This is a genomic window from Nonomuraea sp. NBC_00507, assembly GCF_036013525.1.
Lineage (GTDB): Bacteria > Actinomycetota > Actinomycetes > Streptosporangiales > Streptosporangiaceae > Nonomuraea.
On record NZ_CP107853.1, the window covers coordinates 12,379,144 to 12,405,381 of the forward strand.

Genomic DNA, 26,238 nt, shown 5'->3' on the forward strand with positions numbered 1-26,238 from the left:
CATGCGCCCACGGGACCACCGGATACCCGACGACGCTCTCCAGCGACTCGCCGCGGGCGGTGGCGGCGCCGCCGCCGTCCGCCATCTCGTCGCGGCCGAGCAGAGCAAGCATCGGCTGCTGATGATTCTCATGATGCGGCTGAGCGCCGACCTCCGTCACCCGCACGCCGCAGCCGCCGAGCACGCGTACGAGCTCCTCGCCGAGGCCGAGAAGAAACAGCCCGGGGCGGTGCGCGGCGTGATCGGCCATCCGGCGGTCGGTGCCTGGCTCAAGGAGACCGTACAGGCCCTGCAGCGAGGAGAACCCGGCAGGCCCGGTCCCGCCCAGCTCGGCGCGGTCGCCGCCGTGGCCGCCGTCAGGGCCGGACTCCCCTGTCGCGCCGAGGTGCCCGCCCCGGACGGCACGATCATGCTTCCCGCCCTGGGCCAGATCGTGCTCGGCACCGGCGCGGATGGGGCCGGGCTGGTGGACCTGCGGGTGCATGCCGGCGGGCAGGTGACGGCCGGCGGCGTGCACCTGCGCCCGGACGAGCCGGAGCGGCCCGGCTGGCGCCCGCTCCGCCAGGTGACCACGGCACAGGGTGACCTCACCCTGCTGGTGGACGACCTGGATCCCTTCCGGTGGCCCCGCGAGACCGTCATCGAGGGGCGCCTGCCGGACGGCGAGCTGAACGCCTGGCGCGCCGGTCTGGAGTCGGCCTGGGCCATGCTCCGGCAGCACCACTGGACGATCGCGGAGGAGACCCGCGAGATCGTCTCCGTCCTGACGCCCATCCAGGGCCCGGACCAGGGCATGAACAGCGCGTCGCAGGGCGCCAGGTTCGGCGCGGTCGCCATGTCCACCCCGCCCGACGGCCGGTGGCTGGCCTCCACCTTCGCCCACGAGGTCCAGCACGCCAAACTCGGCGCGATCCTGGACGTCGTGCGACTGCTGGAGCCCGGCAAGGGCACCTACTACGCGCCGTGGCGGCCGGATCCCCGGCCGCTGTCCGGCCTGATCCAGGGCGCGTACGCGTACCTGGGCGTCAGCGGCTTCTGGCGGCGGCAGCGGGCGTTCGAGCCGGACCTGCGGCCCCACATCGAGTTCGCCCACTGGCGGGAGTCCGCGCACGCGGTGACCGGCACGCTGCTGGACAGCGGCCAGCTCACCGCCACGGGCGAGCGGTTCGTCACCTCCATGCGGCGCACGCTCTCGGCCTGGCTGGCCGAGCCAGTGCCGGACGAGGCGCTGCGCGCCGCGCGTCAGGAGGCCGAGGCGCACCGCGCGGCCTGGGGGGCGGGCAACGAGCCCGTCACAGGCTGAAGGGGTCGAAGTCCCAGTTGAACCGCTCGCCCTTGGCCGCGACCATCCTCTCGGGGTGGCTGGGCGGGAGCAGCTGCTCGTACTGGGCCATCGTGCTCTCGTACAGGGCATTGCCCTTCTCGGCCTCGCCGACGGCCCGCATGTCGATCGAGAGGTTGACGGAGGCGGCGAGGGACAGCAGATTCTGTGGGCCGTAGAAGTTGCGGATCTGGTCCAGGACCTGCGCGCCCAACTCACATGCCCCATGGACGTCGCCCAGCGCGCCGAGGTCGCTGGCGAGGTTGATGGTGCTGCTGAAGCTATAGATGTGGTCGCGGCCGACCTTGTCCAGCAGGCCGGCGCGGGCCTCCTCGTCCATTTCCTTGGCTCGTTGCGCGTCGCCGCGCAGCCGGTAGAGCAGCGCGATGTTGATCATGCAGCCGTACGTGAACGGGTGATCCTCCCCGAACGTGTGCTTATAACGCGGCAGGGCCTCGCGCGCCCGCACCATGGCCTCCTCCGGCATGCCCGCTTGGCGCAACGTGTTGCTGAGCGCGACCGTGGCGGCCATCGTCTCGGGGTTGTCGGGCCCGTAGAGCTTGGTGAGCCTGGCGTGCGTCTCCTGAATGAGGTCGAGCGCCTCCTCCAGATCGCCGTGGCGGCGCTTGGCGATAGACAGGTCTCGGGCGGTCATCAACGTGAGCGCGTGCTCGATCTGCAGCTCGCGGATGCCGTGCGCGTAGGCCTCCTCGCCCACGTCGCAGGCGCTGGCGTGGTCGCCGGACAGGCGAACCACCCGCGCGAGGCCGTTCCACGCCAACTGCACGTCCCACTTGCTCACTCCCTGGCGCGCGCTGCTCTGCTCCACGAACGCCAGCCGCTGTAGCTCGAGCGCGGTGTCGTACTGCGCGAGCAGGGCGTGGTCCAGCGCAAGGTTGTTGATCGCGCGCAGCGTGGGTGGGGCGAACGGGCCGAACGCCCTCTCATGCGCCTCCAGCGACGCCTTGTCCTGTTCGAACGCCTCGTGGAAGTTGCCCTGGGCACGCAGGTTGGCCGCGTAGGTGCGGGCCATCCACAGAGTCTCCTCGTCCTCGGGGCCGAACTTCTCGCGCATGAGGTCGAGCGTCTTCTCGTTCAGCGTGTACGACTCCGTGTACGCCCCGGTCTGCCACAGGACGTTTCCTAAGTGCCGTCGCAGGCGCAGCACGTTGCCGCTGCTCGGCCCGCCGGCCTCGGTCCAGTGCTGGAGGAACTCCTCGCCGAACGACTTGGCCGAGTTGTAGTTGGCCACCCGGTACAGGTAGCGGACGATGTCGATGCCGAAGCGCTGCACGTCCTCGTCAGGGCACTGGACGACGCCGGAGGGGCGCACGTGCGGGAGGAGGTTGGCGAAGCCCTCCCAGTCGGCGGTGTTCTCGGGATCGGTCGGGGCGCCGCTGGCCAGCAACAGGTGCACCTCGTGCCGGATCTGGTCGCGCTCCTCCTTCTTGAGTGAGTCGCGAAGGAGCGCCTGGACGAGCCGGTGCACCTGCACCGTGCCCGCCTCCTGCTCGACCTTCACCAACGCGAACCTGTTGAGCTCGGCTATGGCCTTGTTGAGCGTGAGCGGATTGGCCAGGATCGGCCCCATACGCTCGGCGCCGCTCTTGTTGCCGCGGCGGAAGACGTCGCGCGGGATCGGGTCGGGGCCGAAGAAGGCCAGGCAGCGGAGCACCTCGGCGGCCTCGCGCATCCGATTCTCGATCTCCAGCACCGACAGCTGCCAAGCCGCCGTCATCGTGTGCGGGTATTCCGTGGACTTGCTCGCGCCGAGCAGCGCCCGAGTCTGCTGGCTCAGCAGCTCGATGTACTCGTCGGTCGTCATGCCGGTCATGGCCTGGAGGGCCGCGGCCTGCTCCAGTGCCAGCGGAAGGTCTCCGAGCTCGCCCGCCAGGCGCTCGGCCTCCTTCTGGGCCACGTCGCGCTGCAGGCGCTTGCGCAGGAAGGCAACGCTCTCCGAGGTGGAGAAGACGTCGACCGGTACGGTGTCGGCCACGCCGCTCCACCGGCTGTTGCGCGAGGTGATGAGCACGTGTCCAGGACCGCCCTGTGGGATGAAGTCCTTGATCTCCTCAGGCTCGTCCGCGTTGTCGAAGATGAGCAGCCACCGGTCGATGGGGTCGCCGCGTTGCAGCGCGTCGCGAACCGCGGCGGCCGCCTCCTCGATGCCGGCGCTGCTGGCCGACGGCAGCTTCAGGTCGTTGGTGAGCGCGGCCAGGGTGCTCGGCACCAGCATCGGCTGGTCGGCGGGAACCCACCAGACGAGGTCGTAGAATCCGCGGTACCGCCAGGCGTACTCGATGGCGAGCTGGGTCTTCCCCACTCCGCCCAGGCCTTGCAACGCCTGCGGCAACGGCACGACGGCGGCCGTCGTGGTGCTCTCCAGGCTCGCCCGCAACTCCTCGAGCAGGTTTTCCCGCCCGGTGAAATGCTTGTTTCGCCCCGGAATCCTCTTGCCCCAGATCGGGGGCATACGAGGCACCGCCTGGGTGCCTGCCCGCTCACTCACGTCTTCCTCGCCCTCCCGTCCACCTGTTACCGATCCTACGATTGATTCTGATTAAAGGTGGCCCGAGAATCTAATTGAAGCCCAATCGGGGCTTGCCACGGCGAGGAAGTTTCGGACAAGCCAAAATTGGCACATGAGGAGGGTTTGTGGGCGACGACAACACCACCGGGCTCATCGACGTCAGCGATATGGATCTGGACGATCTGCGGCAGCTGCAAAACCCCGCTATCTTCCGGGCGTTGCAGCAGGTCACGGACACCAGCGGCACGGTGGCCGGCTTCCAGTCGGTCATTTGAGCTGAGCAGGCAGGCCCGGCCGCGGCGGGCCCCGCCACGGGAACACCGTCTTCTGTGCCATTCAACACGGGCACCGGCGGCGGCACCGAGTAAGGTGGGAGCACTTCCATTTTCCGTCCACCTGTTTTGTACCAACGGCCTTTGTCCAGCATCGCGAAGACGGATGGAATAGAGACCCGACTCGACCGGCGGAGTGTGGCATGACTTCCAGCGGCGCAGGCCAACAACCATTCGTCGGCCCGCAACCGTTCCGCCGGGAGGACGCGGCAAGATTCTTCGGGCGCGAGCAGGATGTCGACGAGCTGACGAGACATTGGCTGGCGAATCGCCTGACCATTCTGCACGGGCCGTCCGGCGTGGGGAAGACGTCGCTGGTGACGGCCGGCGTGCTGCCACGCCTCGACCTGTCCAGGGTCGACGTGCTGCCCGTGGGTGAGGTCGCGCGCCCCTCCTTCGTGCCCGCCGCTGTCATCCCCGAGGACAGCGATCCGCACGTCTTCGCCCTGCTCGCCTCCTGGTCCCCCTACGAGAACCCGATCAGGTTCGCCGGGCTCACCGTCCGCTCCTACCTGCGCCGGCACCACTGGAGCCCTTACGGCCGGAAGATCATGGCCGTGCTGGACCACGCCGAGGACGTCTTCACCGCCTTCTCCCGGCACCCCGACGACCACACGCACATCCTCGACCAGCTCGGCGCCGCGCTCGGCGGCGATCTGCCACTCCACCTGCTGGTGGTGGTCAGCGACGAGTACGTCGAGACCCTGCGGCGACATGAGGGGTTACGGGCGCACATAACCCGGGGGGCGTCGTACAAACTGGAGCCGCTGAGCCACCAGGAGGCGCTGGAGGCGTGCCGGCGGCCGCTCGACGGCATCGGATGGGCGTTCGAGCCGGGCGCGGCGGAGCGGTTCGTCGAGGATCTGGGCAGCACGCGGCGGACCTCCGGCTCCTCGTCCGCTCCGGCCGTGGAGCCCCTCCATCTCCAGCTCGCCTGCTCCGCCCTCTGGGAGGCGGTGCGCGGGGGCCAGGCGCCGATCGACTCCGGCGACCTGGTGGACGTCGACGAGGTCCTGACCCGCTTCTGCCACCGCGTCCTGCGGGAGGTGGCCCACGACCACCTGCAAGGCGACCTGGAGCGCCTGCTGACTCTCGTACGGCCGCTGGTGGACACGGAGGCCGGGGACGGCGTGGAACCGCCGCAGCGGATCGCTGCGGCGCTGGCGGCGCGCCACTTGCTCAGGTTCGGCGAGAAACGGCGCTACGAGATGCCGGTCCGGCTCGTCGGCCCGTTCCTGCGCGCCGCAGCCCACGCGTCCGTCCACACCGAGTCCGCCGCAGGCGACCGGCTCGCGGCCGCCGGGGCCGCCTTACACAGAGGCTGGTTCGACCTCACCGAGAAGCTTGCGCACGAGGAGATCAGGGATCCCTCCGGGCCGCGATCCCGGGCGCGGGCCGAGTCGCTGCTGGGCGACGCGGCGTACCTGCATGGTGACCTCGACGCCGCCCTGGGCCACTACCGGCAGGCGACCCGGCTGTTCGACGCGCTGCGGGGCACGGACCAGATCGTGGCCACCCTGCTGACCGCCGTCGGGCGGATCCTCATGGACCAGAACGCCTACCGGGCCGCGGTCACGGAGCTGCGCTCGGCGGTCCGGCGCAGCCCCGAGCCCGTCATCCAGACCGAGCTCGCCTGGGCCCTATGGTACCTGGGGCAGGAGAGCGGAGCCGTGGACGTCCTCGACGGCGCGCTCCGCTCCGACGGCAACACCCCCGAAGCCCTGCGGGCCCGCGGCGAGATACTCTCGGACCTGGAGGATCCGCGGGCGCTCAACGACCTCGACCGAGTACGCCCGCATGAGCTGGCCTCCACGCAGGCGGCCTACGCGCTGGCGCTGGCACGTCAGGGCGACGTGCGCGGCGCCGTGGAGGCCGTGCCGCCACTCGACGTGGACAGCGATCCCGCCACCCTGCTGCGTGCCGCGCGGGTGATGAAGGCCGCGGGTCGCGACTCGGAGGCGGCGCGGCTGGCGTTGCACGCCCGCCAGAGCCGGGGCCGCCGCCCTCTACCTCCGCAGCTGACCGCCGAAGCCGATCGCCTGATGGCGCCTTAGCAATGTATTCGTCAACGTGACCGGCCATGTGTGTGAATGGCATTGCGAGGGCCGGTGGTGCTCTATTCTCTGAGCGTGCCTCGGCTCCGGTCGGTGCACCGAATACTCGCTAGAGCGCACAACGTCCGAAATTCGCGAGCCGTGGTGACGGGCGTGCGGCAGATTCGGTGCTTCAAAGAACTTCTCACCGATTACCCGCAGTTTCGGTGGTCCTGGGTGGGATCGACCGTTTCCATGCTCGGCAGCCGCACGATCGGCGTCACGTATCCGCTGCTGGCCTACATGCTCACGGAGTCGGCCGCATGGATCGGGTGGGCAATGGTCGCCTCCACCGTGCCAGCCCTGCTCACGTATATCCCGGCTGGAGCGATCATCGATCGGTTCGGCCCCCGGCTGGTCATGAAATACAGCGAGCTCGTCCGCGGCACGCTCGTCGCAGCGCTCTGCGTCCTCCTGGCCTTCGACAGGCTGGAGATCCACCATCTCATGGTCATCGCTTTGATCGAGGGCGCACTGTCGGTCACCTCGTCGGTCGCGGAGACGGCGCTGATCCCAGCCACCGTGAAACCGGACAACGTCGAGACGGCGCTGGCCATCCACGAAGGCTCGGTGCACGGAATGGTGCTTGCGGGCCGGCCGCTCGGCGGGCTGCTCTTCGGCATCGCGCCGGTCTTCTCCTTCGTGGCGAACGCGGCCATGTTCTTTGCCGCCGCCGCCGTGCTGCATCGACTAAATCCCGACATAATTGCCAAAAAGCCGCGAGGAAGGCTCCTGGGTGAAATGCGCGCCGGCCTGGAGGAGTTGTGGAAGCACAAATTCCTCAGATCCGCGACCCTGATCACCGCTTTCATCAACCTCATGGTGCAGGGCTTGATCGTGGTGTTCCTCTCGGAGGCGACCGAGGAGCAACTGCCGACAGTGCTGGCAGGCGTAATCCTGGCGACGTCCGGAGTCGGAGGCGTCATAGGCGCGCTCATCTCCCCCAGACGGCAGCACATCTGGCAGAGGATCGAGGAGAAGGCCTCGCGGCGGCGCTGGATCACCCGCCTGGTCAGCAGGCTGGGCTCATCCCAGCAGGGCCGGTCCATGATGCTCGTGCACCTGTGGACGTGTGTCGCCGCGCTCATGCTGCCGCTGCTGTTCGCCCAGCTGCCGCTGACGTTCGCGATCGCGTTGCTCACCATCGGAGTGACGGGCGGGCTGAGCAACGTCACCATGCGCACCGCGCTCAGCCGCGTGCCGTCCGATCGGGTGGCCCGGGTCGTAGGCGTCTCCCGGCTGGGCAGCTACAGCGCCGTCGCCATCGGGCCGCTCCTTGCGAGCCTGTTCGTCGAATGGGTCGACCCCTTCTTCGCGCTGCTCATCCTGTGCGCCCCCGTGGTCGTGCTCGCCGGGCTCATGACCACCGTGCCCGCCCTAAGGAACAGCCTGACCTCGGCCAACCAGAGAGCCGCCCTCGTGCCCTAGGCAGCCTCATAACCGATCTATTACGAGTAGTGCATTCCACACCACTATGGGTTGCAATTTAGGCATGCCGAGTGGACGGCGCACGCTGTTGCCCTTTTGCCTCGTCGTGGCCGCGCTTCTCGCGCTCCTCTGGCCGTCCCCGCGGGCCGATGCCGCCGCTGGACCCGAGTTCCTGGAGCAGGACCAGCTCTCGATCCCCTTGGAGCGCCTGGCGACGGGGACGTGGCAGATCGTGGTCATCAATCCCGGGTCCGCCGCGGACGTGGAGATACGCGTCGCGGGCTCCGTCTCGGACGCGCTGGCGCTCAAGGACGGCGGCCACATGCACGTCGGCCCCGGAGGGACGGGCACCGTCACCCTGGTCGCGGGCAAGCGCCCGCATGCCGGGACCGGCCAGCTCGTCCTGATCTCCTCGGCGGGCGTCGACCGGCTGCGGGTCGCGGTGACGCCGCCCGCCCCCTTCCTGCAGCGCTATCCCTTCGTGCCTGCCGTCGCGGGTGTCCTGGCGCTCGCGGCGATCGCCGGCACCGTGTTCTGGCGCCGGGGCCGTCGGCGGCGCCAGAACACGGAGAGCGCCGGACCTTCGCCACGCGGACCCGTCCAGCGAGACTCCAGGGGGTTCACCCACAGCGACGAGCCCGCACAGCGGGACGGTCTGCGGCGCGAGGAGTACGCCCGGCACCTGGCCGAGCTGGCCCGCTACGCGTCGCCGCCCATGGTCATCGGCGTCTTCGGCGAGTGGGGCACCGGCAAGACCTCCATGCTCATGCAGGTACGCGACCGGCTGAGCGAAGCCCCCGAGTGCGCCCACGTCTGGTTCGCCCCCTGGCGGCATCAGTACGACGACAACCCAGTGCTGCCGCTGCTGCACGTCATCGTCAAGGACCTCGCGCTGGAGCGCAGGCATAACGTCCAACGGACGCTGCGGACCATCTCCGACGTGCTCGGCTCGCTGGTGTTGTCCACCTCGCTCAAGATCAACCTGTCGGACGTGCGGCAGTCCATCAAGGACTACGACAGCGAGCACTTCCGCATCCGCTCCGAGCGCACCCGTCTGGACGAGTACCTGGGCGAACTCATCGACGAAGCGCTGGCCGCGTGCGGGAAGGAACGCCTGGTCGTGTTTGTGGACGACCTGGACCGGTGCGACGCCGACCGCATCACCTCGCTCCTGGAGTCGCTGAAACTGCACTTCAACCGCGACAACTGCGTCTTTTTGCTCGGCGTGGCGAAGGGCCCGCTGATCGAGGCCGTGCGGGAGAAGTACAAGAACCCGGTCGGCGACTACCTAGACAAGATCATCCAGTTCCCCTTCGAGATGCCGAGGCTGTCCGAGGAGGACTTCGCCCGTTACCTGGACGGTCTGCTCACCGACGAGATCCGCACCGCGGGCGACATGCTCAAATGTGGGCTGCGGCGCAACGCGCGGGCTATCAAGCGCTTCGTCAACGTGCTCATCCTGCAGGACCGCGTGGCCAAGGACCGGCGGCTCGATCCGTACGACGTCTCGATTCTGGCCGCCGTCCTGCTGCTCAGGGACGGCGCTCCGGACGACTATGCCCGGCTCATGGAGGACCCGGCCCTGCTGCGGCGCCTCGCGCAGGAGGCGGACGGCGAGCCGGACGGCTGGAGCGAACTCGCCGTGAGCATCGTCCGCGAGCTGCGCGGGATGCCGGGCGGTGTCCCGAACGACATCCTCGCCTACATCGACCTGGTCAGGGAGTCGCCGGTGCCGCCGTCCAGCGACCTGATCGCCGGCGCGCCGCCGAAGCAGGAGGAGCCCGCGTCGGAGCTCAGCCGCCAGCTCGAGTTGCGTGCGGTGCTCGAAGACCTCGCCGTGGACGTGCGCACACGGGTGGACCGCCTGGTGGAGGACGACGGCAGACTGCTGGAGCCGGTGGTGCGCGTCCAGGGCGAGGAACGGACGGGCATGGCGAGCCTGCACGACCTCCTGTCCCGGGAAACGACGAAGCTGTTCATCTCGGGTGCCCCCGGTGTGGGGAAGAGCGTGGTGGCAGCGCGGCTCGCGCGCTGGCTGGCCGAGCGGCGCGCGCCGCAGACGCCGGTGTTCCTGCCGTTCGGCGTGCTGAAGACGGAGTTCCGCGAATACGAGCGGTGGGTGACGCACGCCCTCGTCGCCGAGTACAGGCTCTCGGCCGCCAACGCCAATGCCGTGGTGGTGCGGGGCTCTCTCGTGCTGATCCTCGACGGGCTGGACGCGCTGGAGCCGAACAAGCGCGCCGGGTTCCTGGAGTGGGCGCGAACCAGCAGGTGTGGCGTCGTCATCACCGGCCGGGACGCGGCGGCCTCCGGCTTCGACGTGGCCGAGGTGCTCGGCGTGTCGGCGGTGGAGGCCCGCCGCCGGTTCGAGGCCGTGCTCGCCGCCAACAAGGTCGAGCCGGACCGGCTGCTGGGGCTGACCTCCGAGCTGATGAGCTCCCCCTTGCTGCTGCGGGTGCTCACTGATGACCAGGCCTGGGTCGAAGCCCTTCCCAAGGATCCGGTCGACTTCCTTGCCTGGTACGGCGCCCGCGGCCAGCAGGCGATGACCGCTGCCGGCTTCACACCGGACGCGGTCACGCGGGGCCTGCACGGGATCGCCCGCGCCACGGGCAACTCACGCAACCCCACCATCTCCGGCGACGACGCCGACATCAGGACGAGGCTGCGGCATGCCGGCATTCGTGCCGTGGACGTGCCGGCCTTCCTGAGAGCCGCGGTCGAGGCGGGGCTGCTCCGCGAGGCCGCTCCGCAGGCCTACCACTTCGTCCATCCCCTCCTCAGGAAGCAGCTGGCAGGTGCCGCCGGGTGACCGCCGCCTCCGCGCGGCTCAGTCGCCGGTGCTCTCCACCCGCGCGGCCAGCTTGCGGTGCTCCGGCGAGCGCAGCACGCCCGCCGCCTCCTCGGCCGACGCCGTGGGCGCCTCGGTCAGCAAGCCCCTGGCCTGCTTGAGCGTGAGCAACCGGGTCACCGACTGGTCGAGGCGCTCCTTGCTGATCCGCCCTGACTTCACCGCCGCCAGCACCGCCTGGTAGGCCTTGGGCAGGTCGTTCGGCATGAGCAGCAGGTCAGCGCCGGCCAGCACGGCGCGGACCGCGATCTCGCCGTCGTTGTATTTCTGCCGCACACCGGCCATGTTGAGCGCGTCCGTGGAGATCACGCCCTTGAAGCCGAGCTTCTCCCGAAGCAGGCCGGTCAGGATGGGTTTGGACAACGTGGCCGGGTCGCCCGACGGGTCGAGCTTGGGGAAGACGATGTGGGCGCTCATCACGGCGTCCACCCCGGCGTCGATCGCGGCCTTGAACGGGGGCGCGTCGATGCGCTCCCACTCGGCCTTCGAGTGCTTGATCACGGGCAGACCGGTGTGGCTGTCGACGGTGGTGTCGCCGTGGCCGGGGAAGTGCTTGGCGGTGGCGGCCACCTTCGCGTCGGCGAACCCCTTGACCGCCGCCTCGACCATCGTGGCCACCTGCTTCGGATCCTTGCCGAACGCCCGCGGGCCGATGACCGGGTTCTTCGGATTGACGTTCACGTCGGCGACCGGAGCGAAGTCCAGGTTGACGCCGAGCGCACGCAACTCCTGGCCGGTGGCCTCGGCCACGGCACGCGACAGCTCCGCGTCCTTGGTGGCGCCGATCTGGGACGCGCCGGGGAAGTCGGTCATGAGCGCGGACATCCGCGACACCAGGCCGTTTTCCTGATCGGTGCCGATCAGCAGCGGGACCTGCTTCGACGCCCGCTGCATGCCGTTCGTGAGGCCGACGACCTGGCCGACGCTCTTGACGTTGTGCGGGAAGAGGATCACGCCCCCAAGGTGGTATTTGGCGATCACCTTGGCGGGGGTCTGGGCGGCGTATCTCGCCTGATTCTCGCCCGAGGCCGTGTCGGCGGACGTGCCGTACAGGACCGGCATGAACAGCTGGCCGACCTTCTCCTCGGCGCTCATCTTCGACAGAACGCGCTCGATCGGGTCCGGCTGGGCCTGCGCTTGGGGCGGGCTCTGCGTGGTGGGCGCGGGCGGTGCGGCCTTGCCCCCGATCGGGGTTGCCCCCGCCGCGCCGCCGCCATCGCCGCAGGCCGCCAGAGCGATCACCAAGAGGCTTGCCGTACCAATCCGTCGAAGCATGCCTCCAAAGGTATCCATCCGACGACCCTGCTGGGCCGGCGCGCAAGCGAAGCGCCCCGCTACGCCCGACCAGCCCGTTTCCGCGCCCAGCGAAACACCGGGCTGGCACCACGCGGACGAACACGCCACAGCCCCCCAACCGCTCACACAAGCAACTTAGGCCACAGCCACAGCTCAGGCCGACCGCTCACACGAGCAAACCAGCCACAGCCCAGCCCAATCGCTCACATGAGCAACTAGCCACAGCCCAGCCCAGCCGCTCACACGAGCAAACCAGCCACAGCCCAACTGCTCACACGAGCAACCAGCCACAGCCCAACTGCTCACACGAGCAACCAGCCACAGCTCAGGCCAGCCGATCCGAGCCGAGCCGCTCGGCGAGCAGCGCGCCACAGCCCGATACGGCCAAGCCAGACCGGCCGGTGAGAGCAGGCCGGTGAGAGCAGGCCGGTGAGAGCAGGCCGGTGAGAGCAGGTCAGCGACCGCGCAGGCCGACGACACCGCGCCCGCGACCACACAGACCGACCACCGCGTCCACGACCCCCAGACCAACGACACCACGTCCGCAGACTGACGACACCACGTCCACGACAACGGGCCAGCGATCACGGCGGCGGACGACCGACACCGGGTCGACGACACCCCGTCCACGACAACGGGCCGACGACAGCAGACCGACGGCAGCGGGCTGGCGACAGCGGGCTGGCGACAGCGCGTCCACGACAGCAGGTCGGCGACAGCGGGTCGGCGGTCACGGCGGACGGCCGACGTGCTGCCATCCCGGGCCGGAGGAAGCGTCGCGGGCCGTTACAGCCCGAGATGGGCGAGCGCGGGGAGGTGGACGCGGGCCGCGGCACGGGCGTCGGCCGGCGTCGTACGCGCCCGCGCCGCGTCGGCCGCCAGCCGGCACTGCGTGAGCGTGTGCGCGGCCAGCGCGGCGCGTACGGCGGCAAGCGCGCCGGCCCCCATCGACAACGTCGAGGCACCAAGCCCGACCAGCACGCAGGCCATGGCCGGATCGGCGGCCGACTCGCCGCAGATCCCGCACGGCTTGCCCGCCGCGGACGCGGCACGCGCGGTCATGGCCACAAGGTCGAGCAGTGCGGGCTGCCACGGATCGTGCAGCGCGCTCACGGCGCCCAGCTGGCGGTCGGCGGCGAAGGCGTACTGGGCGAGGTCGTTGGTGCCGATCGAGACGAAGTCCACAGACGCCAGCAAGTCCCTGGCCCGCAGCGCGGCCGCCGGGATCTCGATCATCACGCCGACACCTGCCAGCCCCCTGGCCCGGCACGACCGCGCGAACCACGCGGCCTCCTCGCCCGTGGCCACCATCGGCGCCATCACCAGGAGATCCTCGGACGCCACGGCGGCGATCGCCGCCAGTTGCGCGTCCAACACCTCGGGAAATCTCCTGAGCCTCCGCAGCCCGCGCTCCCCGAGCACCGGATTCGGCTCAACCGAGGACGAGGCAGAGGACGAGGCAGAGGGCGAGGCAGAGGGCCAGGCTGAGGCAGAGGACGAGGCTGAAGCCGAGGCGGCCGAATCCGAGGCCGCAGTAGGCAGGAAGGCCAGCGGCTTGTCCGCACCCCCGTCCAGCGTCCGCACGACCACCTTCCCTCCGGGGAACGCCTCCACAGCCGCCCGGTAGGCGCGCGTCTGTTCCTCCAGAGAAGGCGGCTCGGCCCGGTCGAGGAAGAGGAACTCGGTCCGGTAGAGCCCGATCCCCTCGGCTCCGGCGGCCACGGCGGCCTCCAGCTCGGCAGGCCCGCCGACGTTCGCGAGCAGCGGAACCGGGTGCCCATCGGCGGTCCTGCCCGGACCCCGCGAGGACGCCAGCGCCGCCTGCCTGGCCGTGGCCGCGCTGAGCGCGTCGGCGACGTCCGACTCGGCCGGTTCCACCCGTACGTCGCCGGAGGTGCCGTCGGCCATCACCCGGACGCCGTTCGGGATGCCGGTCGCGCCCCGGCAGGCCACGACGGCAGGCACGCCCATGGCCCTGGCCAGGATCGCGGTGTGGCTGGTGGGACCGCCTTCCTCGGTGACGAACGCCGCGATCTGCCCCTTGGCCAGCAACGCGGTGTCGGCAGGCGCGAGATCCCTGGCGACCAGCACGTACGGCTCCGCGGGCGCCCCCCGCAACCCCGGCATCGCCTGCCCGTACAGCAGCGCGATCACGCGGTCCCTGATGTCGTTCAGATCGGCGGCCCGTTCCCCCAGGTAGCCCCCGGACCCGGCCAGCACGTCCCGATATTTCGTGAATGCCTCAAAAACCGCCCTAGGTGCGGCCAAGCCCCGGTCGATGAGGGTACGCACCTTCACGACCAGACCGGGGTCCTCGGCCATCAGCGCCTGGGCTTTGAGTATCTCCTCGGCCTCGCCGCCCGCCTGGTTGCCGCGAGCCTCCAGCTCGCCCGCGACCTGCCGGAGCGCGGCCATCGCGCGCTCCTTCTCCTGATCCGCCTCGCCGGTGTACGTGGCGCCCTTGGGGGGTTCGGGCACAGAGACGGTCAACACGTACGCGGGGCCGTGCCCGATGCCCGGGCTGACCCCCACCCCCCGGAGGTTCACGGCGTACCGGCGATCTCGGCCAGCTCGTCGAGAATCTCTTCCGAGCCCTCGCCCTCCGCACTGATCACCACGGTCTCGCCCTGCCGGACGTCCAGCGCCATGATCGCGAGGATGCTCTTGCCGCTGACCGGGGCCTTCGCGCTGTTCATCTTCGCCACCGTGATGTCCATCGGGGCCTTCATCGCCCGTTGCACGAACGTCGCCGCGGGGCGGGCATGAAGTCCCACCTCCGCCGCCACGGTGACCTTGCGCTCACCCATCAACTTCTCCTTCTGTGCCGGTCCAGACCAGCTGGACGCGCGTGGTTGCGACTGCCGTGCATATTGTGTCGAAGAACGCGAGTCCTATTCCCATCGGAAGAGCTCGTCTCCGACGTGCACGGCCCCCTCGGCGACCCCGGTCACGGCCTCCGACAGGGCGTCGAGCGCGACCACCGGGCAGACCGGCGAGCGGCCGCCCGCCTCGATCGTCGCCGGGTCCCACGCCACGACCGGCTGGCCCGCGCTCACCCTGTCGCCCTCCGCCGCCAGCAGCTGGAACCCCTTCCCCTTGAGCTGGACCGTGTCGATGCCCAGATGCACCAGCACACCCTTGCCGTCGTCCCCCACGATGACGTACGCATGCGGATGCAACTTCATGATTTTTCCCGCGATGGGGGCCACGGCCTTGCCCGGCCCCCGCAGCGGATCGATCGCCGTTCCCGGCCCCACCATGCCCGCGGAGAACACCGGATCGGGCACGGCGGCCAACCCCACAGCTGCCCCCTCAACCGGGGCGAGAACAGTCGTCATGGTCTCGCCTCAGCCGATGATGTCCTCGATGTCGCTGGCGATCGTGTCCGCCTCCGGCCCGACGACGACCTGGACCACATTCCCCGCGGCCATCACGCCATGCGCGCCGGCCGCCTTGAGCGCGGCCTGGTCGACCTTGGACGCGTCGTGGACCTCCGTACGCAAGCGGGTGATGCAGGGCTCGATGTCGATGATGTTGTCGGCGCCGCCGAGCCCGGCGATGATCGCGTTCGCATCCGCCGCCATCCGGCCTCCCTAGCTCTTGTGACCAGGTTAAATCAGTCGGTCTGGGTGACCTTGTTCAAACCGCGCGGCGCGTCGGGGTCGATGCCGAGCCGGCGGGCGAGCGCCTCGGTGAGCAGCTGCCCAGGGACGATCAGCCCCATCGGCGCCACCCATTCGGGCAGGTCGGGGCCGTTGAGAGCGGCCGTGCCCGCTCTGGCGAGCGCGTCCCCGCCCCCGATCGTGTACGCCGCTGCCCCCGCGGCCACCACCCGCTCGGCCAGCGCGACCGTGCCGGACAGCGTCGGGCTGTTCTCGGCGGCGACCAGCAGCGCCGGGGTGTCGGCGTCGACCACGGCGATGGGACCGTGCAGCAGGTCGGCGTACGACAGGCCCATGGCGTGCAGGTAGCAGGCCTCCTTGAGCTTGAGCGCGGTTTCCAGCGCCGTCGAGAACGCCAGCCCGCGCCCGGAGACGACCACGCCCGGCTTGTCCAGCAGCCCCTCGACCACCGCTTCGACCTCACCCGGCTCGGCGATCAGCTTCTCCACCGCCTCCGGCACCCGCAGCAGCTCGGCCACGTCCACGTCGGCGCCCAGCCCCAGCGCGAGCACGGCCAGCGCGGCCAGCTGCGTCGTGTACGTCTTGGTCGCGGGGACCGCCTTCTCCTCCCCCGCCTCCGTGCACAGCGCCACGTCGGAGGCCTGCGCGAGCGGGCTGTCCGGGCCCCCGTTGGTGATGCCGACCGTCGCGGCCCCGCAGTCCTTGGCCCAGGCCAGCGTCTCGACGATCTCCTCGGTCCGCCCCGACTGCGAGATCGCCACGGCCAGCACGCCGTCCAGGTCCAGCTTGCGCTTGTACGTGGTCGCGATCGACGGCGCGGCCAGGGCGGCCAGCCGGCCCGTGTGCGATTCGACCAGGTAGCGGCCGTAAACTGCTGCGTTGTCGGAGGTGCCCCGCGCGATGAACAGCAGCTGGCGAGTCTGCTCGCCCACCGCTCTCACCTCGTCGATCCTGGGGAGCAGGGAGTCCAGTGTGGCCCGCAGCGCGGCCGGCTGCTCGGCGATCTCGCTGCGCATCTTCGTGGTCATCGTGGGCTCGTTCCCCTTCGGGCTTGACCGTCTTTCGCGTAATGTGGTCTAGTCCGGACTAGACCAGTACGAACCATAGCCTATGACCAACAAACAAGAAATCTGCCCATGGCCTGCCGCACTCCTGTAGTGCCTGGTGAGGGCCGTAGCGGCAGTCCATTTCGCAGATTTCTCGTTTGACCGACGAGAGGAGGATGCGTGGCGCACATCGATCCGGACAGCCCGGTGCCCAAATACTTCCAGCTTCGCGAGATCCTGCTGGACCTCATCGACAGCGACGAGCTGAGCATCGGCGCCGCCATCCCGTCCGAGCGCGAGCTGTGCCAGCGCTTCGGCCTGTCCCGCATGACCGTGCGGCAGGCCGTCGACCACCTCGTGTCCGAGGGCCGCCTGCACCGCGTGCCGGGCAAGGGCACGTTCGTGGCCCGGCCGAAGATCGAGCTGGCGCTGCAGCTGACGTCGTTCACCGACGACATGAGGGCCCGCGGAATGGTTCCCGGATCGCGCGACCTCGACAGGAGGATCGTGCGCGCCAGCGCCCACCTGGCCAAGGAGCTGGGGATCCAGCCGGGCGAGGAGGTGCACTTCATCGAGCGGCTCCGGATGGCCGACGGGGAGCCGCTGTCCATCGAGCGGGCGCACATCCCGGTCAAACTCGCCCCCGACCTGGCCGAGCACAACCTGTCGGACAAGTCGCTGTACGAGCTGCTGGAGAGCCGCTACGGCCTGGTCATGGACGCCGGCGAGCTCACCATCGACGGCGGCATCGCCGACCCGAGCGACGCCGATCTGTTGAAGCTGCCGCGTGGCGGTGCCGTGCTGCTGCTGCAGCGCAGGTCGTTCTCCGGCGGCGTCTGTGCGGAATTGGGCGTGTCCACCTATCGCGCCGACCGCTACCAGTTGCGCACCATTCTGGAAATGCCCGTAAGACGGGGCTGAGGGCCGTACGCTGCCGGGGTCGCCCCCGGATCCCACCCCCCGGAGGAACGCCGGTGAACGAGACCGCCGCCGCCCGGCCCTCGCCGCTCGCGCGCGTCATGACCGTGCTCCAGCGGCTGGGCCGCTCCCTGATGCTGCCCATCGCGGCCCTGCCCGCGGCCGCCCTGCTGCTGCGCTTCGGGCAGCCCGACATGCTGGGCTCCAACGGCGGCGAGCCCGGCGGGCTGGCCGACGTGGCGGGCTTCGCCTGGATGAACCAGGTCGCCGAGGTGCTGGCCGCGGCCGGCGCGGCGTTGTTCGAGAACCTGCCCCTGTTGTTCGCCGTGGGCGTCGCGATCGGCTTCGCCCGCAAGGCCGACGGCAGCACCGCGCTCGCCGCCGTGGTCGGCTACCTGGTCTTCGACCGCGTCAGCAAGGTCATGTTCTTCGGCTCCCAGATCCGGGACACCGTCTCGATCAAGGAGGTCCAGGGCCAGGGCGTCGTAGAGATCATCAACTACGGCATGCAGAACCCCACCAAGGTGCTCGGCGGCATCGTGATAGGCCTGGTCGCCGCGTTGCTGTGGCAGCGCTTCCACCGGATCAAGCTGCCGTCGTGGCTGGCGTTCTTCGGCGGGCGCCGGTTCGTGCCGATCATCACCTCCATTGTCGCGCTGGTCATCGGCGTGCTCTTCGGCTGGCTCTGGCCGGTGATCGGCGAGTGGATCCGGCACGGGGGCGAGGCCCTGGCCGCGATCGGCCCCGTCGGCACCGGCATCTACGGTCTGATCAACCGCCTGCTCATCCCGCTCGGCCTGCACCACTTCGTCAACTCGGTCGTCTGGTACGTCGTCCCGCAGTGCGACGTGGGCGGCCGCGTGCTCGGCGGCGACTGGAACTGCTATTTCGGCGGCGCGCCGCACTCCGGCCAGTTCATGGCCGGCTTCTTCCCGATCATGATGTTCGCCCTGCCCGCCGCCGCCCTGGCCATGTGGCGAGCGGCGCCCAAACACCGGCGCGCGAGCGTGGGCGGCATCATGTTGTCGGCGGCGCTGGCGTCGTTCGTCACCGGCATCACCGAGCCGATCGAGTTCGCCTTCATCTTCGTGGCGCCGCTGCTGTTCGCCGTGCACGCGGTCCTGACCGGGCTGGCCATGGCGCTGACCACGCTGATCGGCGGGCAACTGGGCTTCGGGTTCTCGGCCGGGCTGCTCGACATGTTGCTGAACGCCAGCAAGTCCAACACCGAGAATCTGCCGGGCATCCTGCTGCTCGGCCTGATCTACGGCGCGGTCTACTACGTGGTGTTCACGTTCCTGATCCGCCGCCTCGACATCATGACCCCCGGCCGGGAGCCCGAGCCCGACGTCGACTCGGGCGAGACCGGCCGGGTCGCCCCGGGCGCGACCTAGCGCGGTTTTCTCCCCGGGTGCCCGTGGTAGGAACCCACCATTCCCCTGCGAACGGATCACCGAGCGGGGGTGAGTGCGGCGATGGGCGGCGGCTCGGCCCAGTCATCAGCCTGGTCATCGATCTTCGGGGTGCTGCAGCGCATCGGGCGCTCGCTCATGTTGCCCATCGCCGTCCTGCCCGCCGCCGGCCTGCTCTTCCGCTTCGGCCAGGACGACCTCCTCGGCGCGAACGGCCTCGGCAGCGTGCTGCCGTGGCTGCTTCCCGTGGCGAAGGTGCTGGCGGCGGCCGGCGGCGCCCTCTTCGAGAATCTGCCGCTGCTGTTCGCGGTGGGTGTGGCGATCGGCTTCGCGCACAAGTCCGACGGCACCACCGCGCTCGCCGCCGTGGTCGGCTATCTGGTCTTCGACCGCGTCACCAAGACCCTGTTCTTCGACGCGGGCGAAGGCGCCGTCTACGACAAGGTCCTCCTCGTCCTGCGGGACGGCACCCGTACGCTCAACGTCGGCGCGCAGAACCCGACGGGCGTCCTCGGCGGCATCGTCATCGGCATCACGGCCGCCCTGCTGTGGCAGCGCTTCTACCGGCTCAAACTGCCGGCGTGGCTGGCCTTCTTCGGGGGACGCCGCTCGGTCCCCATCGTCACCGCCGTCGCCGCCCTGCTCCTGGGCGTGGCCTTCGGCCTGCTGTGGCGTCCGGTCGGCGACTGGCTGACCGCGGCCGGCGACTGGCTCTCGGCCCACGGCACCGCCGGCGCCGGCATCTACGGCGTCGCCAACCGTCTGCTCATCCCCGTGGGCCTGCACCACTTCCTCAACACCATCGTCTGGTTCACGCTCCCGGAGTGCCATGCGGGCGTGAACGGCGCGATCCGCGACGCGGCCGGGGACCTGAACTGCTATTTCGCCGGTGAACAAGGCGCGGGCAGCTTCATGACCGGTTTCTTCCCCGTCATGATGTTCGGCCTGCTGGGCGCGGCCATCGCCATGTGGCGGGCCGCCCCACCCGACCGCCGCCGTCCGGTCGGGGGGATCATGTTGTCGGCCGGTCTGACGGCCTTCGTCACCGGGATCACCGAGCCGCTGGAGTTCGCCTTCATCTTCGTGGCGCCGGTGCTCTTCGCCGTGCACGCCGTCCTGACGGGCCTGTCGATGGCGCTGATGGCCGAACTGGGCGTCCGCCTGGGTTTCACGTTCTCGGGCGGCGCCATCGACCTGCTGCTGAACGCCAGCAAGTCGAACACGCACGGCCTGGGATTGCTCATCGCCTTTGGGATCGCCTATTTCTTCATCTACTACGTGATCTTCTCCGTGCTCATCCGTGCCCTGAACCTGCCCACACCCGGCCGCGAGGTTACGGGCGAGTCATAGCGTCCGGCGACCCCGGCCCATAACAACGGCGAAGGGACCCAACTCGCCTATCACTTTCCTCGCCGGAACGTACAAAAGGGATTGGAAGCCATGGAAGCTGGCGGCCTCCGTATATCCCGGCCGAGCCGAAAACTCTTATAGGCGATTGTTTCCCGCCCAGGAATTTGGAGGACGCGTGTCGGCAGCACCGCAGAACCCGCAGGTCGATGGAGCCCTGGCCCTGGACAGCCAGCCCCTGATATGGGGACCGCCGGGCGCCACGCCGGACGAGCGCAAACTGCGCCACTTCGGGCAGGCCCTGGCCGAGGTGCTCGCGGGCCGGCGGGCCCCGGAGACCCTCGCCGACCGGCTCACCTCCCGGGCCTACCGCGAGCTACTCAAGGCGGGACGAATGATCCGGACGAACCGCCCGCCGTTCGCCGGGAGCATGCACGTGAAGGAACCCCGGGACGGGGCGGTCGAGATGTGCGTGCTCGTCCACTGCGGCGAGCGCAACCACGTCCTCGCCGTGCGGCTGGAACGGCGCGGCGTCCACTGGCTGTGCACCGATTTCGAGACCGCGTAGCACAACGAAGACCCCCGCCTTCTCGGCTGGTGAAGGCGGGGGTCCTGGCGAATGGCCCAGGTGATCAGGCCGCGTGCTTCGGGTCGCCGTGGCAGCGCTTGTACTTCTTGCCGGACCCGCACGGGCACGGCGCGTTGCGCTCCACATTGCCGTACGCGGCCCGCTCCGCCTGAGTGGTGCGCACCTTGGTGTGCTCGACCCCGCCCTGCTCACCGGGCGCGGTGTATTCGAGCTCGGCCGGCCGCTCAGGCCCGCGCAGCCCGCGCGCGATGATCGAACGGGTCTCCGCGATGACCGCGTCCTCTTCCTCCACGATCGGGTTTTCCTGCACCTCGACCTCGAGGTTGAACAGGAAGCCCACGGAGTCCTCCTTGATGCCCTCGAGCATCGCGGTGAACATCTCGTAGCCCTCACGCTGGTATTCGATCTGCGGGTCCTTCTGCGCGTAGGCCCGCATGCCGATGCCCTCGCGCAGGTAGTCCATCTCGTAGAGGTGCTCGCGCCACTTGCGGTCGAGGACGGACAAAATGACCCGGCGCTCGATGTCGCGCATGGCCTCCGCGCCGAACTCCGCCTCGCGCCGGGCGTACGCCTCGAGCGCGTCGTTCTTGATCTTCTCGCTGATGAACTCGGCGCTGAGCTCCTCGCGGCCGCCGGCCTCCTCGACGAGGTCGTCGATCCGGACCGAGACCGGGTAGAGCTCGCCGAAGGCCTTCCACAGCTTGTCGAGGTCCCACTCCTCGGCGAAGCCCTCGGCCGTGGCGCCCTGGACGTAACCGTCGATCACGTTGCCGATGAAGCCCTGCACCTGCTCGTGCAGGTCGGCGCCCTCGAGCACGCGGTGGCGCTCGGCGTAGATGACCTTGCGCTGGCGGTTCATCACCTCGTCGTACTTCAGAACTTCCTTTCGGATCTCGAAGTTCTGCTGCTCGACCTGGTGCTGGGCGGAGGCGATGGCCTTGGAGACGATGCCGGACTCGATCGGCTGGTCGTCGGGGATCTGCAGCCGGGTCATGATGATCTCGACCCTGGCCGAGTTGAACAGGCGCATGAGGTCGTCGCCGAGCGACAGGTAGAAACGCGACTCGCCGGGGTCTCCCTGACGGCCGGAACGACCGCGCAGCTGGTTGTCGATGCGGCGCGACTCGTGGCGCTCGGTGCCGAGGACGTAGAGGCCGCCCAGCTCGACGACCTCGTCGTGCTCGGCCTTGACCGCGGCCCTGGCCTTTTCCAGCGCCTCAGGGTAGGCCTTCTCGTATTCCTCCGGCGTCTCGACCGGGTCGAGCCCGCGCTGGCGCAGCTCGAGGTCGGCGCGGAATTCGGAGTTGCCGCCGAGCATGATGTCGGTGCCTCGACCGGCCATGTTGGTGGCGACGGTGATGGCGCCCTTGCGACCCGCCTCGGCGATGATCGTCGCCTCACGCGCGTGGTTCTTCGCGTTGAGCACCTCGTGCGGCACGCCGCGGCGCTTGAGCGCCTTGGACAGCCGCTCGGACTTCTCCACCGAGGTCGTGCCCACGAGCACCGGCTGCCCGGCCTCGTAGCGCTGCTTGATGTCGTCGACCACCGCGTTGAACTTGGCGTCCTCGGTCTTGTAGACCACGTCCGCCTGGTCCTTGCGGATCATCGGCCGGTTGGTCGGGATGGGGACGACGCCGAGCTTGTAGGTCTGGTGGAACTCGTTGGCCTCGGTGGCGGCCGTGCCGGTCATGCCGGCCAGCTTCTCGTAGAGGCGGAAGTAATTCTGCAGGGTGACCGTGGCGAGCGTCTGGTTCTCGTCCTTGATCTTCACGCCCTCTTTGGCCTCGATGGCCTGGTGCATGCCCTCGTTGTAGCGGCGGCCGTGCAGGATGCGGCCGGTGAACTCGTCGACGATCAGGACCTCGCCGTCGGCGACGATGTAGTCCTTGTCCTTCTTGAACAGCTCCTTGGCCTTGAGCGCGTTGTTCAGGAAGCCGACCAGGTGGGTGTGCTCAGGCTTGTAGAGGTTGTCGATGCCGAGCCAGTCCTCGACCTTCTCGACGCCGGACTCCAGGATGCCGACCGTGCGCTTCTTCTCGTCGACGATGTAGTCGCCGGTGCTCTCTTCGCCCGGGTTCTTCGCCTCGACGCCCTTGCGCAGCCGCGGCACGATCTTGGCGAACTCCTGATACCACTTCCCGGACTGCTCGCCGGGACCCGAGATGATCAGCGGGGTCCTGGCCTCGTCGATCAGGATCGAGTCCACCTCGTCGACGATCGCGAAGTAGTGGCCGCGCTGCGCGCACTCCTCGAGCGACCAGGCCATGTTGTCGCGCAGGTAGTCGAAGCCGAACTCGTTGTTCGTGCCGTAGGTGATGTCGGCTTCGTATTGCTTGCGGCGCTCGTCGGGCTGCTGGCCGGAGATGATGCAGCCGACCTCGAGGCCGAGGAAGCGGTGGATGCGGCCCATGGTCTCCGCGTCACGCTTGGCCAGGTAGTCGTTGACCGTGACGACGTGGACGCCCTTGCCGGTGATCGCGTTGAGATAGGAAGGCAACGTACAGGTCAGGGTCTTGCCCTCACCGGTCTTCATCTCGGAGATGTTGCCCATGTGGAGGTTGGCGCCACCCATGATCTGCACGTCGTAGGGTCGCTGGCCGAGCACGCGGCGGGCCGCCTCGCGCACGGTCGCGAACGCCTCGGGAAGCAGATCGTCGAGCGTTTCGCCATCCGCGTAGCGTTGCTTGAATTCGTCCGTCATCGCGCGCAACTCCGCGTCGGACAGGCTCGTGAAGTCGTCCTCTATGGAGTTGACCTGGTCTGCGATCCGCTTGAGCTTGCGCAGGATCTTGCCTTCGCCGGCACGTAGGATCTTGTCGAGAATGGCTGCCACTTTATGTAAAGCTCCTCGCAGGTCTACCCCGGCGGCGCCGCCAGGAGGAGAGGCCGAGACAAACTTCCCCGCCTGCCATCGTAGGCGGTTCAGCAACCAGACACAGCCACCGTGCCGACAAGGGCGCGGTACGCGTCTGGGAGAATGGGGGCAAGGCAGAGGGTATGCCGGTTGAGCGCCGGCCCGCATCAATAGCGGCAAAACCGGCAAAGGAAGGATTGGTCATGGTTGAGGGGAAGAAGTCGGAGCATACGGAGAATCTGGGCAGCCACGGCGGGCGTGCGTCATCGTGGCTGGCGGTGACCATCATGCTGGTCGGATTCACCGCCGCCGGCTTCGGGCTGGTCGCCACCAGTTGGACGCTCATCTGGGTCGGCGCCGGTCTCTTCGTCGTTGGCGGCATCCTCGCTCTCGTCTTCGACATCTTCACCGATGTCGTGATCGACGCGCCTCGCGTAGGCATGCGCGCCGAAGATCATCGTTGAACCGCGCTTCACAGGCGGGCGCCCGAACCCCATCGGTTGCCCGCCTTTTTGCGTTCCCGCCCAGCAGGGCCGGCACGCCGTGGATGCCGGAGCCCGCTCGGTCACCCACCGGCCGCGCTCGCCCTCAGCGTTTTGTCGGTGCCCGGCGCTAGATTTCGGCGTATGCATCGTCCTACACGAACGCTGACATGACCGGCCCGACGGACCTGACGGCCGACGAAGCACGCCGGATCATCCTGCGCTCGCAAGGCCTGATCGGCGCCGCGCCGCGCCAAGGCGGGGTGCACGCCATGCTGCGCAGGCTGGGCGCCGTGCAGCTCGACACGATCTCGGTCCTGGCCCGCTCCCACGAGCTGGTCGCGTACGCGCGCCTGGGCGCGGTGGGCAGAGCCAAGGTCGAGCGCGCCTACTGGCACAACCCCGCCCAGAGCTTCGAATACTGGTGCCACGCGGCCTGCATCCTGCCCATCGAGCACTGGCCGCTCTACGCGTTCCGCCGCCGCGCCTACCGCGACCGGAAATACCGCTGGCACGAGGTCCCCGACAACGTGGACAAGCTCCTGGAGCAGGTGCGCGAGTCGGGCCCGCTGATGACCTCCGACGTGGGCGGCGCCAAGAACGGCGGCCCCTGGTGGGACTGGTCGGACTCCAAGATCGGCCTGGAGTGGCTGCTGGACATCGGCGAGCTGGTCTGCAGCCGCCGCGTCGGCTGGCGCCGCGTCTACGACCTGGCCGAGCGCGTGGTCCCCGCCGACCTCCTCGCCGAGGACCTGACGGACGAGGAATGCGTCGTCCGCCTGGCCGCCATCGCCGGCCGCTCGCTCGGCGTGGCCAACAGGACCGATCTGATCGACTTCCTGCGGCTCAAGGGCCGCTACGCGGCGATACTCGACGACGTGCTGCTCAGCGGCGCGGCCGGACTGACGCCGGTGACCGTCGCGGGCTGGCCGGGCAAGAAGGGCCAGGCCAACGCGTGGGCGGATGCCGCGGCACTGGAGTCCGAGCCGCGTGGCCGCCACCGCACGACGCTGGTGTCGCCGTTCGACTCGCTCATCTGGCACCGCGGCCGCACCGAGCGCGTCTTCGGCTTCACCTACACGCTGGAGCTCTACGTCCCCAAGCACAAGAGGGTCCACGGCTACTTCACGATGCCGGTGCTGGCCGGCGGCCGGCTGATCGGCCGCGTCGACCCGGCCCGCGAGGGCTCCACCCTAGTGGCCAGGCAGGTCAGCCTGGAGCCTGGCCTGTCCCCGGCCAAGTGGGCCGGCGCGTTAGCCGATGCCCTGTGGTCGGCCGCCGAATGGGTGGGCTGCGACGCGATCCGCGTCGAACGCGCCGACCCGCCAGAGCTCGTGCCGATCCTCAACGCGGCCGGCACGTAACCCGCTGGACGATCCAGCGGGCCACGACCTCGCTACGTGATCTCCAGCATGCGCTCCCGCACCGCGTAGACCACGGCCTCCATCCTCGAGTGCAGTTGCAGCTTGTCGAGAATGTTGCGCACGTGGTTCTTCACGGTGTTCTCGGAGATGAACAGCTGCTTGGCGATCTCACGGTTGTTCATGCCCTTGGCCACCAGTCGCAGGACCTCCATCTCCCGTTCCGTCAGACGGGGCACGGGCAGCTGGGGCGGGCGCTCGGACTCCTTGCGGCTCATGTTTTGAAACTCGCTGATGAGCTTGGCCGCCATCGCCGGGTTGATTAACGACTGGCCCTCGTGCACGCCGCGCACCGCGGCGGGGACGTCGTTGATCTGGACGTCCTTGAGCAGGTAGCCGGTGGCACCTGCCTTGATGGCCTCGAAGAGGTCTTCTTCCTCGTCGCTCACCGTCAGCATGATGATGCGGGTGCTCGGGACGGAGGCCTTGATGCCCTTCGCCGCCTCGATGCCGTCCTGCCGTGGCATGCGCACGTCCATGAGCGCGACGTCAGGCATGAGGCGATCGGCGAGTTCGACCGCCTCCTGCCCGTCGCTCGCCTCACCGACCACCTCGATGTCGGGTTCAGCGGCCAGCGCCAGCGCCAGGCTTCGCCTGATCAGCTCGTGATCGTCGACGATCAGCACGCGGATCGGCTCGCTCGCTGACGTGCGAGCCTCGCCTGTTTCGGTCACGAGGCCTCCCTGATCCGCCTC

General features: G+C 69.2%; 20 protein-coding genes. 11 read left to right on the top strand and 9 right to left on the bottom strand.

Annotated features, from left to right (window positions below; genetic code table 11):
• Position 1: 1 nt before the first annotated feature.
• On the top strand, positions 2 to 1,303 hold the full coding sequence (locus OHA25_RS58465) for an HEXXH motif domain-containing protein (protein WP_327585380.1): 1,302 nt from the start codon (positions 2 to 4) through the stop codon (positions 1,301 to 1,303).
• Here OHA25_RS58465 and fxsT read toward each other — a convergent pair.
• Positions 1,293 to 3,830, bottom strand: a complete 2,538-nt coding sequence (fxsT, locus tag OHA25_RS58470) for an FxSxx-COOH system tetratricopeptide repeat protein (RefSeq protein ID WP_327585381.1) — start codon at positions 3,828 to 3,830, stop codon at positions 1,293 to 1,295. The two genes, OHA25_RS58465 and fxsT, sit on opposite strands and share 11 nt — an antisense overlap.
• Positions 3,831 to 3,976: 146 nt before the next feature.
• Here fxsT and OHA25_RS58475 point away from each other — a divergent pair, with 146 nt between their 5' ends.
• The 4 genes from OHA25_RS58475 (at position 3,977) to OHA25_RS58490 (ending at position 10,516) form a co-directional block, all read left to right on the top strand.
• On the top strand, positions 3,977 to 4,126 hold the full coding sequence (locus OHA25_RS58475; RefSeq protein ID WP_327585382.1) for a hypothetical protein: 150 nt from the start codon (positions 3,977 to 3,979) through the stop codon (positions 4,124 to 4,126).
• A gap of 200 nt (positions 4,127 to 4,326) precedes the next feature.
• Entirely contained in the window at positions 4,327 to 6,237 is a 1,911-nt protein-coding gene (locus OHA25_RS58480; protein WP_327585383.1) for a tetratricopeptide repeat protein, read from the top strand.
• Between the two features lie 36 nt (positions 6,238 to 6,273).
• Entirely contained in the window at positions 6,274 to 7,704 is a 1,431-nt protein-coding gene (locus tag OHA25_RS58485; protein ID WP_327585384.1) for an MFS transporter, read from the top strand.
• Positions 7,705 to 7,768: 64 nt separating this feature from the next.
• Positions 7,769 to 10,516 (top strand): P-loop NTPase fold protein, encoded by a 2,748-nt coding sequence (locus OHA25_RS58490; RefSeq protein WP_327585385.1) that lies wholly within the window; start codon positions 7,769 to 7,771, stop codon positions 10,514 to 10,516.
• Between the two features lie 18 nt (positions 10,517 to 10,534).
• Here OHA25_RS58490 and nagZ read toward each other — a convergent pair whose 3' ends face one another.
• The 6 genes from nagZ to OHA25_RS58520 all read right to left on the bottom strand — a co-directional run bounded on the left by nagZ (position 10,535) and on the right by OHA25_RS58520 (position 16,502).
• Entirely contained in the window at positions 10,535 to 11,830 is a 1,296-nt protein-coding gene (gene nagZ, locus OHA25_RS58495) for a beta-N-acetylhexosaminidase (protein ID WP_327585386.1), read from the bottom strand.
• A gap of 807 nt (positions 11,831 to 12,637) precedes the next feature.
• Complete coding sequence (locus OHA25_RS58500) at positions 12,638 to 14,383, bottom strand: putative PEP-binding protein (RefSeq protein ID WP_327585387.1); 1,746 nt, start codon at positions 14,381 to 14,383, stop codon at positions 12,638 to 12,640.
• 11 nt (positions 14,384 to 14,394) lie between these two features.
• Positions 14,395 to 14,658 (bottom strand): HPr family phosphocarrier protein, encoded by a 264-nt coding sequence (locus OHA25_RS58505; protein WP_327585388.1) that lies wholly within the window; start codon positions 14,656 to 14,658, stop codon positions 14,395 to 14,397.
• 84 nt (positions 14,659 to 14,742) lie between these two features.
• Complete coding sequence (locus OHA25_RS58510) at positions 14,743 to 15,189, bottom strand: PTS sugar transporter subunit IIA (protein WP_327585389.1); 447 nt, start codon at positions 15,187 to 15,189, stop codon at positions 14,743 to 14,745.
• A 9-nt stretch (positions 15,190 to 15,198) separates the two neighbouring features.
• Positions 15,199 to 15,435 (bottom strand): PTS glucose/sucrose transporter subunit IIB, encoded by a 237-nt coding sequence (locus OHA25_RS58515; RefSeq protein WP_305919282.1) that lies wholly within the window; start codon positions 15,433 to 15,435, stop codon positions 15,199 to 15,201.
• Positions 15,436 to 15,467: 32 nt separating this feature from the next.
• A complete protein-coding gene (locus OHA25_RS58520) occupies positions 15,468 to 16,502 on the bottom strand; it encodes an SIS domain-containing protein (RefSeq protein WP_327585390.1) in 1,035 nt (344 codons plus the stop codon).
• A 198-nt stretch (positions 16,503 to 16,700) separates the two neighbouring features.
• Here OHA25_RS58520 and OHA25_RS58525 point away from each other — a divergent pair, with 198 nt between their 5' ends.
• The 4 genes from OHA25_RS58525 (at position 16,701) to OHA25_RS58540 (ending at position 20,765) form a co-directional block, all read left to right on the top strand.
• A complete protein-coding gene (locus OHA25_RS58525; protein WP_305919284.1) occupies positions 16,701 to 17,441 on the top strand; it encodes a GntR family transcriptional regulator in 741 nt (246 codons plus the stop codon).
• A gap of 53 nt (positions 17,442 to 17,494) precedes the next feature.
• The gene (locus tag OHA25_RS58530) at positions 17,495 to 18,832 is read left to right on the top strand and encodes a PTS transporter subunit EIIC (protein ID WP_442942021.1); all 1,338 of its coding nucleotides are present in this window, start codon (positions 17,495 to 17,497) and stop codon (positions 18,830 to 18,832) included.
• A 69-nt stretch (positions 18,833 to 18,901) separates the two neighbouring features.
• Positions 18,902 to 20,200 (top strand): PTS transporter subunit EIIC, encoded by a 1,299-nt coding sequence (locus OHA25_RS58535; protein WP_442942022.1) that lies wholly within the window; start codon positions 18,902 to 18,904, stop codon positions 20,198 to 20,200.
• Between the two features lie 175 nt (positions 20,201 to 20,375).
• Positions 20,376 to 20,765, top strand: coding sequence for an Rv3235 family protein (locus tag OHA25_RS58540; protein ID WP_327585391.1), 390 nt, complete (start codon positions 20,376 to 20,378; stop codon positions 20,763 to 20,765).
• A gap of 64 nt (positions 20,766 to 20,829) precedes the next feature.
• On the opposite strand, the gene secA is transcribed toward OHA25_RS58540, so the two are convergent.
• Positions 20,830 to 23,619, bottom strand: a complete 2,790-nt coding sequence (gene secA, locus OHA25_RS58545; RefSeq protein WP_327585392.1) for a preprotein translocase subunit SecA — start codon at positions 23,617 to 23,619, stop codon at positions 20,830 to 20,832.
• Positions 23,620 to 23,783: 164 nt separating this feature from the next.
• Here secA and OHA25_RS58550 point away from each other — a divergent pair, with 164 nt between their 5' ends.
• Together OHA25_RS58550 and OHA25_RS58555 are read left to right on the top strand one after the other, a co-directional pair.
• Positions 23,784 to 24,104 (top strand): HGxxPAAW family protein, encoded by a 321-nt coding sequence (locus OHA25_RS58550; RefSeq protein WP_305919287.1) that lies wholly within the window; start codon positions 23,784 to 23,786, stop codon positions 24,102 to 24,104.
• A gap of 188 nt (positions 24,105 to 24,292) precedes the next feature.
• Complete coding sequence (locus tag OHA25_RS58555; RefSeq protein WP_327585393.1) at positions 24,293 to 25,486, top strand: winged helix-turn-helix domain-containing protein; 1,194 nt, start codon at positions 24,293 to 24,295, stop codon at positions 25,484 to 25,486.
• Between the two features lie 32 nt (positions 25,487 to 25,518).
• On the opposite strand, the gene OHA25_RS58560 is transcribed toward OHA25_RS58555, so the two are convergent.
• Positions 25,519 to 26,217 (bottom strand): response regulator transcription factor, encoded by a 699-nt coding sequence (locus tag OHA25_RS58560; protein WP_327585394.1) that lies wholly within the window; start codon positions 26,215 to 26,217, stop codon positions 25,519 to 25,521.
• Positions 26,218 to 26,238 lie beyond the last annotated feature (21 nt).

Excerpts from the sequence above, each read along its gene's own strand:
- OHA25_RS58510 (WP_327585389.1), bottom strand. The coding sequence starts at position 15,189 with ATGACGACTGTTCTCGCCCCGGTTGAGGGGGCAGCTGTGGGGTTGGCC.
- OHA25_RS58555 (WP_327585393.1), top strand. The coding sequence starts at position 24,293 with ATGACCGGCCCGACGGACCTGACGGCCGACGAAGCACGCCGGATCATC.
- OHA25_RS58505 (WP_327585388.1), bottom strand. The coding sequence starts at position 14,658 with ATGGGTGAGCGCAAGGTCACCGTGGCGGCGGAGGTGGGACTTCATGCC.
- OHA25_RS58520 (WP_327585390.1), bottom strand. The coding sequence starts at position 16,502 with ATGACCACGAAGATGCGCAGCGAGATCGCCGAGCAGCCGGCCGCGCTG.
- OHA25_RS58490 (WP_327585385.1), top strand. The coding sequence starts at position 7,769 with ATGCCGAGTGGACGGCGCACGCTGTTGCCCTTTTGCCTCGTCGTGGCC.
- OHA25_RS58515 (WP_305919282.1), bottom strand. The coding sequence starts at position 15,435 with ATGGCGGCGGATGCGAACGCGATCATCGCCGGGCTCGGCGGCGCCGAC.
- nagZ (WP_327585386.1), bottom strand. The coding sequence starts at position 11,830 with ATGCTTCGACGGATTGGTACGGCAAGCCTCTTGGTGATCGCTCTGGCG.
- OHA25_RS58550 (WP_305919287.1), top strand. The coding sequence starts at position 23,784 with ATGCCGGTTGAGCGCCGGCCCGCATCAATAGCGGCAAAACCGGCAAAG.
- OHA25_RS58480 (WP_327585383.1), top strand. The coding sequence starts at position 4,327 with ATGACTTCCAGCGGCGCAGGCCAACAACCATTCGTCGGCCCGCAACCG.
- OHA25_RS58485 (WP_327585384.1), top strand. The coding sequence starts at position 6,274 with ATGGCATTGCGAGGGCCGGTGGTGCTCTATTCTCTGAGCGTGCCTCGG.
- OHA25_RS58465 (WP_327585380.1), top strand. The coding sequence starts at position 2 with ATGCGCCCACGGGACCACCGGATACCCGACGACGCTCTCCAGCGACTC.